At 67.7% G+C, this 13,228-nt stretch carries 12 protein-coding genes; 6 read left to right on the top strand and 6 right to left on the bottom strand.

Annotated elements, in window-relative coordinates; translation table 11 throughout:
* Positions 1 to 116 precede the first annotated feature (116 nt).
* Positions 117 to 1,247 carry a methyltransferase gene (locus PVV74_RS13500; RefSeq protein WP_274593554.1) on the bottom strand — a complete coding sequence of 377 codons (1,131 nt, stop codon included), beginning with the start codon at positions 1,245 to 1,247 and terminating at the stop codon, positions 117 to 119.
* A gap of 6 nt (positions 1,248 to 1,253) precedes the next feature.
* A complete protein-coding gene (locus PVV74_RS13495; RefSeq protein ID WP_103764432.1) occupies positions 1,254 to 2,123 on the bottom strand; it encodes a polyprenyl synthetase family protein in 870 nt (289 codons plus the stop codon).
* A 97-nt stretch (positions 2,124 to 2,220) separates the two neighbouring features.
* Here PVV74_RS13495 and crtD point away from each other — a divergent pair, with 97 nt between their 5' ends.
* Together crtD and crtC are read left to right on the top strand one after the other, a co-directional pair.
* Positions 2,221 to 3,768, top strand: a complete 1,548-nt coding sequence (gene crtD / locus PVV74_RS13490; RefSeq protein ID WP_274593553.1) for a 1-hydroxycarotenoid 3,4-desaturase CrtD — start codon at positions 2,221 to 2,223, stop codon at positions 3,766 to 3,768.
* Positions 3,765 to 4,643, top strand: a complete 879-nt coding sequence (gene crtC, locus PVV74_RS13480) for a carotenoid 1,2-hydratase (protein WP_425061934.1) — start codon at positions 3,765 to 3,767, stop codon at positions 4,641 to 4,643. The genes crtD and crtC overlap by 4 nt, the downstream gene beginning before the upstream one ends.
* Before the next feature lie 6 nt (positions 4,644 to 4,649).
* Here crtC and PVV74_RS13475 read toward each other — a convergent pair whose 3' ends face one another.
* The 4 genes from PVV74_RS13475 to PVV74_RS13460 all read right to left on the bottom strand — a co-directional run bounded on the left by PVV74_RS13475 (position 4,650) and on the right by PVV74_RS13460 (position 8,827).
* Positions 4,650 to 5,681: a sodium:calcium antiporter gene (locus tag PVV74_RS13475; protein ID WP_274593552.1), complete on the bottom strand. Its 1,032-nt coding sequence runs from the start codon at positions 5,679 to 5,681 to the stop codon at positions 4,650 to 4,652.
* A 64-nt stretch (positions 5,682 to 5,745) separates the two neighbouring features.
* On the bottom strand, positions 5,746 to 6,222 hold the full coding sequence (gene tspO / locus PVV74_RS13470) for a tryptophan-rich sensory protein TspO (RefSeq protein ID WP_103764331.1): 477 nt from the start codon (positions 6,220 to 6,222) through the stop codon (positions 5,746 to 5,748).
* Complete coding sequence (crtB, locus tag PVV74_RS13465; RefSeq protein WP_103764332.1) at positions 6,219 to 7,277, bottom strand: 15-cis-phytoene synthase; 1,059 nt, start codon at positions 7,275 to 7,277, stop codon at positions 6,219 to 6,221. The genes tspO and crtB overlap by 4 nt, the downstream gene beginning before the upstream one ends.
* The gene (locus tag PVV74_RS13460; RefSeq protein WP_274593551.1) at positions 7,274 to 8,827 is read right to left on the bottom strand and encodes a phytoene desaturase; all 1,554 of its coding nucleotides are present in this window, start codon (positions 8,825 to 8,827) and stop codon (positions 7,274 to 7,276) included. Before PVV74_RS13460 ends, crtB begins: the two co-directional genes overlap by 4 nt.
* 145 nt (positions 8,828 to 8,972) lie before the next feature.
* Between PVV74_RS13460 and crtA the strand changes: the two genes are divergently transcribed.
* Genes crtA through bchO form a run of 4 tightly spaced genes read left to right on the top strand, consistent with a single transcriptional unit; the run spans position 8,973 to position 13,217 of the window.
* A complete protein-coding gene (crtA, locus tag PVV74_RS13455; RefSeq protein WP_425061935.1) occupies positions 8,973 to 9,680 on the top strand; it encodes a spheroidene monooxygenase in 708 nt (235 codons plus the stop codon).
* Entirely contained in the window at positions 9,677 to 10,681 is a 1,005-nt protein-coding gene (gene bchI / locus PVV74_RS13450; protein WP_274593549.1) for a magnesium chelatase ATPase subunit I, read from the top strand. The genes crtA and bchI overlap by 4 nt, the downstream gene beginning before the upstream one ends.
* Positions 10,678 to 12,348, top strand: coding sequence for a magnesium chelatase subunit D (locus tag PVV74_RS13445; RefSeq protein WP_274593548.1), 1,671 nt, complete (start codon positions 10,678 to 10,680; stop codon positions 12,346 to 12,348). Before bchI ends, PVV74_RS13445 begins: the two co-directional genes overlap by 4 nt.
* 5 nt (positions 12,349 to 12,353) lie before the next feature.
* On the top strand, positions 12,354 to 13,217 hold the full coding sequence (gene bchO / locus PVV74_RS13440) for an alpha/beta fold hydrolase BchO (RefSeq protein ID WP_103764338.1): 864 nt from the start codon (positions 12,354 to 12,356) through the stop codon (positions 13,215 to 13,217).
* The last annotated feature ends 11 nt before the right edge of the window (positions 13,218 to 13,228 follow it).

Below are 13,228 nucleotides of genomic sequence, written 5' to 3'. Positions count from 1 at the left end.
TCGCGCCAACGCAAGGCGCGATCCGGTTACATGTCAGTCTATGCGGACATCAATTTGTGTCAACTAAACTTTACACTTTACAGCGAATCGGCTGCCTGACACCGCCATGCGAGGGGTCAGCCGGGTTTGCTGCAGGCCAGCGCTGTGGTGATAAAGGGCCGGATCGGTTTCGGCATCGAGACATCCTCGAAGCCCGCCGCGCGGCACATCTCGGCAATTCGCGCCTGCGACCGCACGCGTCCGGTGCCCATCGCCATCGTGTAGAATGCGAAATAGACGTCACCCGCCCGCTCGGGCATGTCGCCACCCGACATCGGCTCCGACACGATCAACCGCCCGCCAGGCGGCAAGGCCTCGAACGCCTTGCGCAACAGGTCAGACACAGTGTCGTCCGCATGATCGTACAGCACCCGGATCAGGCAGATCGTGTCCGCCACCTCCGGCAAGCCCGCGTCCCTGAAGCTGCCGCCTCGCAGATCGATCCGACTCTGCAGCCCCAACTGCGCTATCCGGGCCTCGGCCTGCGGCATCACCTCGGGCAAATCGAACAGGACTCCCCGCGCCGCCTTGTTCCGCCGCAGCACTTCGGACAGGAAGAACCCCGACCCGCCTCCGACGTCCATTACCGTCTGCGCTCCTTTCAAGGGCAACATCTTCAGCGTGTCACGGGCGACCAGCACCTGGCTCTCCGCCATCAAGGTCGAGTACTTGTCTGCCACTTCCGGCGCGACCTCGCCCTCGGCGCCGAACACGTAGGGCCAGAACCGCGCCAGGCGCGTTTCACTTTCGCCGCGCAACAGCGCCATGGGATCGGCCATGTCGGCATAGAATTCCGCATTGTGCCGGATCATGTTCTCCAACCCCGGCACACCCAGAATCGCAGCCCCCTTCCGGGCCAGTGCATAGGCTCCGCCGCGCCGCCGCTTCAGCAGCCCCAGCGCTGTGCCCGCGCGCAACAACTGATCCATCCTGTCGGCCGGCACGTCATGGCGAAACCCCAGCGCGTCGGCGCTGCGCGGCCCGTCCAGCAGAGCACGCAGAATCCCGGTCTCCACCAGCGCACCCAGCACCTGGGAGGCCACGAACCCCTGCAAAAGATCGAAAATCTCCGCGCCATCGCGGCGCGCCAAACCCTTGCCGAACGGCAAGGCGTTGGCGAAATTCTGAAATCCCGGTTTGGCGACCTGTCGATTCAACCAGCCCGCAATGCCGGTGCGCCGCCGCGTCTCAGGCTCCCGCACCGCCATGGCGCGTTACACCCGGTATCGGGCGGGCATCTTCGGCATGATCGCCTGCGCCTGCAGCCGCACCATCTCGGCCAGCGCCGCCTCGCCCGGGCAGGACGGGATCGAGGCAATCGCCCCCGCCAGGATATCCTTCAGCCGCGCCACAGCGCCTTCGACACCATATTCCGCCACCGCATTGGGCCGCCCGTGCAGGTCGTCCTGCCCCACCGGCTTACCCAGGGTCTTTTCGTCCAACACGGCATCGCGCAGATCGTCCGCCACCTGGAATGCCTCGCCGATCAACGCTCCAAGGTCGCCCCAAGGCTCCGCATCATGCCCCGCCGAAATCGCGCCCATCTCCGTCGCCGCGATGAACAGCGCCGCGGTCTTTGACCGGTGATAGGCCGCAAGGTCCACCTCCCGCTCGCTTTCCCAGCCTTGCCCGGCGCAGATCCCCCCGGGCATGCCAGTCCGCGTTGCCAGCGCCCGTATCAGACGCAGACCCCGCGCCGGGTCCTCTTCGGCGGCCCGCGCCAGAACATCGAACGCCAGGATAATCAGGCTGTCACCCGTCAGCACCGCCAAGGGCTGCGAATAAGCCTTATGCACAGACGGCTTGCCGCGCCGCAACTCGGCGTCGTCGAAACAGGGCAAATCATCATGTACCAGCGACGCACAATGGATCACCTCCAGCGCCGCTGCCGCCGCATCGCTCAACGCAGGCCGGTCGTCGCCGCAGGCCGTCGCCACGGACATCAGGATCGTCGGTCGAATGCGCGCCCCGCCCGGCAGGCAGGCATAGCCCAGCGCCTCGGATAGTTGCGCCGGCGCCTCCTGTCCCTGCGTCATATCCAGCGCGCGCAGAACGGCGGCATCGATTCGCTGCGAGAGGGGCATGTGGCGCTCCTTGATCAGGGCATATGTCACCATATGGAGACATGCATTATGTAAACTATACTGGACACTCCGCGGTTTCGAGTCAACAATCCCTGACATGACACAACCGAGCCACCCGGCCTCAGACGCGCCCCACGCCGCAATCATCGGCGCAGGGATTGGCGGGCTGGCCACTGCCGCGCGCCTCGTTGGCGCCGGGCTACGCGTCACAATTCTGGAACGCCACAGCCATCCAGGCGGCAAGATGCGCACCGTGCCCTCAGCCGTCGGTCCTGTGGATACCGGCCCCACCGTCCTGACCCTGCGCCCGGTGTTCGAGGCGCTCTTCGCCGCCCTTGGCACGCGCCTGACCGATCACGTCACCCTGCACCGCCAGCACCTGATCGCCCGCCATTTCTGGCCCGACGGCAGCACGCTCGACCTGTTTGACGACCCGGCGCGCAACATCGACGCCGTGACCGCCTTCGCCGGCGCACGCGCAGGGCGGCAGATGCGCAGCTTCTCCGACCGCGCCCGCGCCCTTTTCGAGGGGTTCGACGCGCCCGTCATGCAATCCCCCGAGCCAACGCTGGCCGCACTCACCTCCCATGTCCTGCGTCACCCGCACCTCATCCGCCAGATGGCCCCGAACAAGACCCTTGCGCAGCTGCTGGACTCCAGTTTCGACGATCCGCGCCTGAGGCAGCTATTCGGCCGCTACGCCACCTATGTCGGCGGCTCGCCCTACCACGTGCCCGCCCTTCTGGCGCTGATCTGGCAGGCCGAGATATCCGGCGTCTGGGGGGTCGAAGGCGGCCTGAACCGGCTGGCCCGTGCACTGGCCGACGCGATCACCCAAGCCGGCGCCACGATCCATTACGACACCCATGTCGATCGCATCTTCACCGAAAAGGGCCGCGCGGTGGGCGTGACCCTGCAGGGCGGCCGCCACCTGCGAGCTGATGCCGTCGTGTTCAACGGCGACCCCAGGGCGCTGGCCACCGGCGCGCTCGGCCCCGGCCTTGACCGCGTGGCGCCACAAACCACCGAAATCCCCCGCAGCCTCTCGGCCCAGGTCTGGGCCTTCGCAGCCAAGCCATCGGGTCCTGACCTGGCCCATCACAACGTCTTCTTCCGCGCCGACCCCAAGCCCGAGTTCGACGCGCTGATGCGGGGCCGCGGCATCCCCGACCCCACGCTTTATGTCTGCGCCATGGATCGCGGCCTGCCCACCGCGCCGCCCACGCCTGAACGCTTCGAGATCATCGCCAACGCCCCACCCCTGCAGGACCCATCCGGCCCAGAGGAGTTCACCGCATGTCAGACACGCACCTTCCAGACGCTGGCCCGCTTCGGTCTCGACTTCGATCCGCTTCCGGGACCGGACGCGCTGACCACGCCCTCGGGCTTCGACCAGTTGTTTCCCGAGAGCAGAGGATCCCTCTACGGGCAAAGTCCGCATGGAACGATGGCGGCCTTCCAGCGCCCGACCGCCCGGACGCCGGTCAAGGGCCTCTACCTGGCGGGCGGCGGGGTGCATCCGGGGGCCGGGGTGCCGATGGCGGCCCTCTCCGGCAAGCATGCGGCCGAGGCGATACTGACGGACCCAATTTCAACCTCGCCGTCCCGCCCAACGGCTACGCATGGTGGTATGTCGACGGCCTGAAAGACGGCGGCGGCCGCGCCATCTCGATCATCGCCTTCATCGGCTCGGTCTTCTCGCCCTGGTACGCCTGGTCCGGGCGGCGCAACCCGGAAAACCATGTCTGCATCAACGTCGCCACCTATGGCCCCGGCGGGCGCTTCACCATGACCGACCGTGGCAGCAGCGCCCTGCGCCAGACAACGGACAGCTTCACCGTCGGCCCCTCTTCGCTGCACTGGAAGAACGGCCAACTCGTCATCGACATCAACGAGATCGGCGCTCCGCCGATGGTTTCCCGCGTCCGGGGCCGCGTCACCGTCACGCCCTCCGCGATGACACGCGTGGAGCTGCCTCTCACCCCCGATGGCGCCCATGTCTGGCGTCCCTTCGCGCCCACGGCACGGATCAACGTCGATCTCGACGCGCCAGGCTGGCAATGGGACGGCCATGGCTATTTCGATGCCAATTTCGGCACGCGAGCCCTGGAGCAGGACTTCACCTACTGGACCTGGGGGCGGTTCCCGACCGGGACGGGCAGCACCTGCTTTTATGACGCCACCCGCCTCGACAGGTCGGAACTCGGGCTTGGCATCCGCTTCGACAATCGGGGCAACGCCCGGGTCGTGACGCCCCCTCCGAAAACCCGGATGAAACGCACCGCCTGGGGTCTTTACCGCGAAGGCCGGGCGGACCCGGGCCACACCCCGACGCAAGTGCAACCCATGCTCGACGCGCCTTTCTACGCCCGCGCCGCCGTGCGCAGCGTCATCGACGGCGAGGAAACCACAGGCGTGCACGAGACCCTCGATCTCAAACGCTTTCGCTCGCCGTTTCTGAAGCCCATGCTGGCAGTTCGGGTCCCCCGGCGCGCGGGCTGGACATTCGCGAAAGACTGAAGGCAGCTATCCGCTCCACGCCTGGAACCCCACGGCCCCGCCGTAGATCCCCAGCATCGTCAGGCTTTCCCAGCCCATGTTGGCCGGTCCCGATTTTTCGCGCAGGATCAGCCCGATCAACAGGACCGCCGTCATCGCCAGCCCCACCACGACCCAGAACAGATCGCCCGTGCCGATGGCGTGATACAGCGAGCCGTCACGATAGCTGATATCCGACAGCGTCAGGAACAGCACATCGAACGTGTTGCCCCCGATAATCCCACCCACGGCCAGCTGCAACGCGCCGCGTCGCACAGCGGCCAGCGTCGTGACCAACTCCGGCAACGACGTCACCACCGCCGTCATCAACGCACCCACCAAAGCCGAGGACAGACCCAACTGTTCGGTCAACGCGCCCGCCGATCGCGCAATCGCATAGCCCGCCAGTCCCAGAAGCAGCATCAGCGCCAGGAAAGGCACCAACAACGAGGTCACGCTTTTCTGTGCATCTTCCTCATCTTCAGGCTGGTCGTCGCGCGTCTCCTGCGTGTCCACGGCCCGCCACATCGGGCTTTGCCGAATGCCCACGCTGGCATAGGCCCCGAAAAGATAGATGCCCACCAGCACAACCGACACCGGATGCACTGACCAGAACGCCATTTCGGGCATCACGTAGGCGGCCAACGGCACGGCCAGCATCAACATCAGCAACGTGCTCTGAAACAGGTTCGCCACATCCGCGGCGGCATGTTCCAGGTTCGCACGCCGATAGATCAGATCCGCGAACGCAAGAAACGCCGTTTGCGCCGCGATCCCCCCGATACCGTTGGAAAAGGCGAGGCTCGCGCGCCCATCCAGCGCCGACGTGATGGAAACCACCGTGCCCGACAGCGACGTGGCAGCACCCAGCAAGAGCCCCCCGGTCACGGCCTCGCCCAACCCGCTCCGGTCCGCGATCCGGTCCGCCATCCCGGTCATTTTCGTGCCTGCTATCAGGATCACGAGCGCCGCGCCTGCGAAAACAATCAGGTTGGCGGTCAGGGAAAGGTCAGAGAGCATAACGCTTCAACCGCACAGCCAATGGCCGGGTTCCATACATGTCCGGGATGACAGCCAAGGAATGTCAGCGCCGCGCCTCGGCCCGCACCACTTCTGGGTTGAGCCGCATGACCGAAAGGTTGAGAGCGCCCGCGACACTGACCCAAGCGAGGTAGGGCACGAACATCAGCCCGGCCAGCCAGTCCACCTGCCACAGCGCGATCATCCCACAGAACACAGCGATCCACAGGCCCACCAGCACCACCAGCCCCAGCCGGATGCGGCGCAGCCCGAAGAACACCGGCGTCCACAGCCCGTTCAGCGCGATCTGCAGCGCCCAGAGCGCCATGGCCACCGAATTGTCGGGGCTCACCGCCGCCCGCGCGCCCGCTCCCGCCATCAGCAGGTACAGCGTCGTCCACGCCACCGGGAACAGCCAGTTTGGCGGGGTCCATGTCGGCTTGTTGAGATCCTCGTACCACTTGCCCGGCGGGAACAGCGCCCCCGTCGCACCCGCCGCAAAGCAAGCCGCAAGAAAAATTGCAAAGCAAAGCCAGATCATGATCTCGATCTAGCGTGCCTCCCCGACACCGGCAAGGCCGGATCGTCCCGGTCCCGCGCCTTCAGCGTCGCCATGGTCGAACACAGCGCCTCACTCCAGTCGCGCCCCGGCGCCTTTCGCTCCGCTGCCGCCTCCACAAGGTAGGCCACCTCGGGCAAGGGCCGCGCGTGCAGCACGGCCGAGCGTGGCATCATCATCGTGCCGCCAGCCCGCAGGCTCGCCAGCATCAGCCACCCCAGCTTCTGCGCGCCCGTGGTCCGCGCCCGATGCGCGATGGAATCATGCCCCAGCCGCCGCAACTGCCGCCCGATCCCGGCATAGATGTACCGCGCCGCGAAAATCCCGGGCCGGGCGCTCACGGGCAGAGTCGCCACCCCCGCCTCGGACCGGGCGTAAAGCCCCTCGGCCTCGCGCAACAGCCGCGCGATCACCCGGTGCAGGGCCGGCGACATCTGCGGATTGGCCAGGAACGCCGCCTCGTCCAGCCCCTCGTCCTCCATCCAGTCGCGCGGCAGATACAGGCGCCCCTCGCGGGCATCCTCGCCCACGTCGCGGGCAATATTGGTCAACTGCATCGCCACGCCCAGGTCACAGGCCCGTGCCAGCCCGTCGGCCTCGCGCATCTCCATCAACACGCACATCATCGCGCCCACCGCCGAGGCCACGCGCGCCGAATAGGCGCGCAGCCCCGACAGGCTATCATACCGCCGGCCCTCCGCGTCCCACGCGAGGCCCTCCAAAAGCGCCTCGGGCAATTCGCGCGGCATGTCGAACCGCCCCACCATGGCAGCAAAGGCCCGGTCGGCGGGCGCATTCCGCGGCACCCCGCGATAGGCCAGGTCCAATCGCTCGTGCAGCCGCGTCACCGCCTCGGCCTTCTCGGAATGCAGGTCGACCGAGTCGTCCGCCAGCCGGCAGAACGCGTAGAGCGCCAGCGCCGGGTCGCGCACCCGCCGCGGCAAAAGTTTCGAGGCGGCATGGAACGACCGCGACCCATCCCGGATCGCCTCGCGGCAATGCGCCATGTCGGCGGCTTCCGTGCGCGTCAGTTTCATCTCACCCGCACCTCGTCGGCATCCGGAACCAGCTTGCCCAGCACCTCGGCGCTCGACACCACGCCCGGCAGCCCCGCACCGGGATGCGTCCCCGCCCCGACAAGGTAAAGCCCCGCAACCTCCTCGCTCACGTTGTGCGGCCGAAAGTAAGCGCTCTGCAAAATCCGCGGTTCCAGCGAAAAGCCCGATCCATGCGGGCTCAGGTACCTGTCCCGGAACGTCTTGGGCGTGAACACCTCCGAGGCGGTCAGATGATCCCCCAGCCCCGGCAGCAACTGCTCTTCCAGCACCGCCTGAACCTTCCTCCGATAGGTCTCCGCCATCTCGCTCCAATCCACCGGGTCATCGAATCCCAGATGCGGCACCGGGCTCAGCGCATAGAAGGTGTCGTCCCCTTCCGGCGCGGCGCTCGGGTCGGTCACCGTCGGCCGATGCACGTAAAGGCTCATGTCCTCGGATAGCGTACCGTTGATGAAAATGTCCTTCACCAACCCCTTGTAGCGCGGCCCGTTCAGGATCGTATGGTGCCCTACATCGGCCCACTTGCCACGCGTGCCCTTCGTTCCGAAATACCAGACGAACAGCCCCATGGACCACCGCGAGCGCTTCAACTTGCGCCCGGTCCAGCGCCGCTTTTTCACATTGCGCATCAGCAGGTCATAGGTGTGCCCGGCATCGGCATTCGACACAGTCACGTCCGCTTCGACCACCTCGCCGCCGGTCAAGCGCACACCTGCCGCGCGCCCGTCGTGCACCACGATCTCGTCCACCTCCGCGCCCTGCCGCACCAGACCGCCCTGGTCGGCCACGACACCCGCCATGGCGCGCGCAATCGCATCGACGCCGCCCATCGCGTAATGCACGCCGAATTCCTTTTCCAGGTGACTGACAAGGATATACATCGACGTCACGTTGAACGGATCTCCCCCGATGAACAGCGGGTGAAACGAAAAGGCCATACGCAACCGTTCATCCTTGAACCGCGTCGCCGCATGGGCATAGACCGACCGATCCGCCCGCAGCATCCCGAAGGTCGGCAAGACCTTCACCAAGTCCAGGAACCGGTGCATCGACCGCCGCCCCAGATCCTCAAACCCGAACGCGTAGCGCCGTTCGCTGTCTTTCAGAAACCGTTCGTAGCCTTGCGCATCGCCGGGGCTCAGCCGCGCCACCTCGGCGCGCATCGCGTCGGTATCCTGCCGCGCGGTAAACCTGCTCCCATCGGGCCAGCGGATCTCGTAAAACGGGTCGAGCGTGCGCAGATCCACGTCATCGCGAAACCGCCGTCCGCAGGCCGCCCACAGATCCTCGAACACCTGAGGCACCGTCACGATGGTCGGCCCAAGATCGAACCGATGCCCATCGCGCCACAGACTCGACCCGCGCCCGCCGGGGCTCTCCAGCCGGTCCATCACCGTCACGCGATAGCCTTTCGCACCCAGCCGCATGGCCGAGGCCAATCCGCCCAGACCCGCGCCAATCACCACCGCATGGGGCCGCATGGCCTTCTCGGCCTGCTCACGAAGTGCGGGGTCCAGACGTGTCAACATGTACCCAGCCTACATGTGTCAAGTTAAGTTGACAATCATCCAGTGAAGTTCTTTTATGGGCCGGAACGCGCTGGACAACCGGACGTCGCGATTGGCATGAATGGGACTGCCGAGACGCGCGCTTTGACCGAAGGGGGACAGGGTCATCCAAATCGTCAGCCTCAGCTTTTTCCGTTTCGCACCGGGCCTCTCAAGGCTCTGGGCCTTCACCATGATGGGCCTCGCCCGTCCCGCGCTGGCCCGCGTTCCCGGCATCGGCTTCTGGAAGCTGTGCGGCTCGGGCACCGGCGAGGGGTTCACGCCGAAACCCAACACCGGCGTCTATGCCATTCTCGCCACCTGGCCCGATCTCGCCACCGCGCAGCGCCAGACGGCCGAGGCCTCCGTATTCCGCCGTTACGCCCGCCGCGCCATCGAATGCTATACGCTCTTCATGCAAACCACCTCGGCGCGGGGCGCATGGTCCGGAGTGGCCCCATTTGACGCCACCGTCACCGCCGGCACCGGCCCGGTTGCGGCCCTCACCCGCGCCACGATCAAGCCTCTTGTGGCGCTCAAGTTCTGGCGCCGCGTGCCCGACATCAGCACGGTCATCGGCGCCGATCCCAACGTCGCCTTCAAGATCGGCATCGGCGAGGTGCCGCTTTTGCACCAGGTCACCTTCTCGGTCTGGCCCGACACCGCGGGCATGGCCGCCTTCGCCCGCCACGACGGTCCGCACGCGCGCGCCATAAAGGCCGTGCGGGACGGCAACTGGTTCCGCGAAGAACTCTACGCCCGGTTCGACATCGTCGCCGACCGCGGCACGTGGCAGGGCGCCAAACCACTTCAACACCTGGGGGTCGGCGCATGAACATCGCCTTTCCGTTCTCCGCCATCGTCGGACAGGACACCATGAAACAGGCGCTGATCCTGACCGCCATCGACCCCGGCCTCGGCGGCGTGCTGGTCTTCGGAGATCGCGGCACCGGCAAGTCCACCGCCGTCCGCGCCCTCGCCGCCCTTCTGCCGCCCATTACCCAGGTCAAGGGCTGCCCGGTCAATTCCGAACGTCCCGAGGAGTGCCCCGACTGGGCCACCGTCCCCGACACCGATCTGGTGGAACGCCCCACCCCCGTCGTGGACCTGCCCTTGGGCGTGACCGAGGACCGCGTCACCGGCGCACTCGATATCGAACGTGCTCTCACCAAGGGCGAGAAGGCCTTCGAGCCCGGCCTACTGGCCCGCGCCAACCGCGGCTATCTCTATATCGACGAGGTCAACCTTCTGGAGGATCATATCGTCGACCTCCTGCTCGACGTCGCCCAATCCGGCATCAATGCGGTCGAACGCGAGGGCCTCTCCATCCGCCATCCCGCGCGCTTCGTTCTGGTGGGCTCCGGCAACCCCGAGGAAGGCGAATTGCGCCCGCAGCTTCTCGACCGCTTCGGCCTCTCGGTCGAGGTCAGGTCACCCACCGATATCGACGAACGCATCGAGGTCGTCCGCCGCCGCGACGCCTTCGACATGGACCGTGAGGCCTTCACGGCCAAGTGGCAGCCCGAGGACGCAAAAATCCGCGACTCCATCCTCACCGGCCGCGCGTCGCTCCGCAAACTCGAGGCGACCGACGCCATCCTGCGCGACTGCGCCGCCCTCGCCGTGGCCCTCGGCGCCGACGGGCTACGTGGCGAACTGACCCTACTCCGCGCCGCCCGCGCACTCGCCGCCTTTGAGGGCGATGCGGCAATAACCCGCGACCACCTCGCCGCCGTCGCGCCTCTCGCGCTCAGCCACCGCCTGCGCCGCGACCCGCTGGACGAGGCCGGCTCCACCACCCGCGTCACCCGCACCGTCGCCGAAACCTTCGGATGACAGACGGGACCGACACCGCCCGCACCCAGCGCGCCCTCGCGGCCCTCGCGGTCGATCCCGGCGGCCTCAAAGGGATAACCTTCCGCGCCCGCATGGGCCCCGCCCGGCAGGCGCTCGAAACCGCCCTTTGCAAGCTGCCCGGTCCCCAGGACCGCATCCACCCCGCCATTTCCGACGACCAGCTTTTCGGCGGCCTCAACATCGCCGCCTCGCTGGCCGAGGGCCGCCCGGTGCGCGATGCGGGCCTCGCCGATCAGCCCACCATGCTCACCCTCACCATGGCCGAGCGCACGCCCTCCGGCCTCGCCGCCCGCCTCGCCCAACTGCTCGACTCGGACCGGGGCCACGCTCTCATCCTCCTCGATGAGGCCGCCGGCGCGGAGGAAGGCGCGCCGCAAGCCCTGCTCGACCGCCTCGCCTTCCATATCGAACCGAAAGAGGCCGCCACCCCCGTCCGTCTCCCCGCCGCCGCCGACCTTGACGCCGCCCGCAAACGCCTGCCGCGCGTGCAGATACCTGACGGCGCCCTGCCCCTGCTCGTCACCCTCGCCGCCCGCTTCGGCATCCATAGCCTGCGTGCCCCCAGCCTCGCCCTGCGCGCCGCGCGCGCCCTCGCCGCGCTCGACGCCGAGATGACAGTCACAGACGCCAAGCTTCAGGAAGCCGCCGAACTGGTCTATCCCTCCCGCGCCACCATGATGCCCACCGAGGCCGAGGACGAAACCCCGCCCGAAACCCCCGAGCCCGACCAGGTCAACGCCCCGGACACCGACGGCGACCAGTCCCTCACCGACCTTCCCGACGACATCCTCGTCTCCGCCATCGCCGCGCTCCTGCCGCCCGACATCCTCGACCGTCTCGCCGCCAAATCCACCCGCCCCGCCAATGCGGCAGGCAGCGGCGCGGGCGACCGCCGCCGCGGCAACCGCCGGGGTCGCCCCCTGCCCTCACGCCCGGGCCACCCCTCGGCCCAGGCCCGGATCGATCCGATCGCGACCCTGCGCGCCGCCGCCCCTTGGCAGACCCTCCGCCGCACCGGGCGCAACGCCGACCGCGCGCTCGTGATTCTGCCGTCTGACATCCGCATCAAGCGGTTCGAGGACCGCTCCGACCGCCTGCTCATCTTTACCGTCGACGCCTCCGGCTCCGCCGCCGTTGCCCGGCTGGCAGAGGCCAAGGGGGCCGTTGAACTCATGCTCGCCCAAGCTTACGCCCGCCGCGACCAGGTCGCCCTGCTGGCCTTTCGCGGCACCGGCACCGACACCTTACTGCCGCCCACCCGCTCGTTGGTGCAGGCCAAACGCCGCCTCGCCTCGCTGCCCGGCGGCGGCGGCACGCCCCTCGCCTCCGGCTTGATGGCCGCAGGCGACCTTGCCCAATTGGCCCGCGGCCGCGGCCTCACGCCGATGCTGGTCCTGTTGACGGACGGCCGCGCCAACATCCCGCTCACCGGCGATCCCGACCGCGCCACCGCGAACGACGACGCCACCCGCATCGCCGCCAGCCTGCGCGCGCAGGGCATCTCCGGCGTCCTCGTCGACACCTCCAACCGCCCCACCGACACGGCCCGCACCATCGCTGTGGCCCTCGGCGCGCGCTACCTCGCCCTGCCCCGCGCCGACGCCCACGGGATCAGCACCGCCGTCACCTCGGCACTCGGAGCCTGAGTGCCATGGACTGGGCCCGCGACCTGCCCGACTGGCCCCATGCGGCTGCATCTCACCGCGTCCGCCACCGCCCGCACGACTGGCACATTCAGGAATGGGGCACCGGCCCCACGCTCCTCTTGCTGCACGGCGCAGGCGCCAGCACGCATACTTGGCGCGACCTCATTTCACGCTTGTCTGAAAACCACCACGTCATCGCACTCGACCTGCCGGGTCACGGCTTCACCCGCGCCGGCAGCGTCTCCCGCCTCGGTCTGCAGACCACCGCCGAGGATATCGCCGCCCTCTGCACCTCCGAGGACTGGCAGCCAACAGCGCTCATCGGCCACTCCGCCGGTGCCGCCGTCGCACTCGACCTTGCCACGCGCCTGCCCGGCACCCCTGCCGTCATCGGCCTCAATGCCGCGCTCGACCGGTTCGAGGGCATGGCGGGCTGGCTTTTTCCGATGCTGGCCAAGCTCCTGGCGCTGAACCCGCTCACCGCCATCGCCTTCTCGGCGGGCGGCGCACGTCCGGGCCGCGCCCGCAACGTGATCCGCGCCACCGGCTCCACGCTCTCCGAAGAGGGCCTTGCCTGGTACAGCCGCCTCCTCGCCGACCGCGCCCATGTGGACGGCACATTGCAGATGATGTCCCGCTGGAGCACGGACGCCCTGCTCGACCGCCTGCCCGAAATTGAGAATGACGTGCTGCTGATCACCGGCGACCGCGACACGGCCGTGTCGCCCCAGGTGTCGGACCGTGCCGCAGCCGTTCTGCCAAATGCCGAACGGTTCACGCTGGAGGGCCTGGGCCACCTCGCCCACGAGGAAGATCCCGACCGCCTTTGCGACATCATGCTGGATTGGCTCCAAGGCAAATCTTTTTAAAAAAGATTTGC

It is taken from the genome of Roseovarius sp. SK2 (assembly GCF_028807495.1).
Lineage (GTDB): Bacteria > Pseudomonadota > Alphaproteobacteria > Rhodobacterales > Rhodobacteraceae > Roseovarius > Roseovarius confluentis.
The sequence above is the reverse complement of the archived record's forward strand: the minus strand, read 5'-3'. Positions and strand labels throughout refer to the sequence as shown.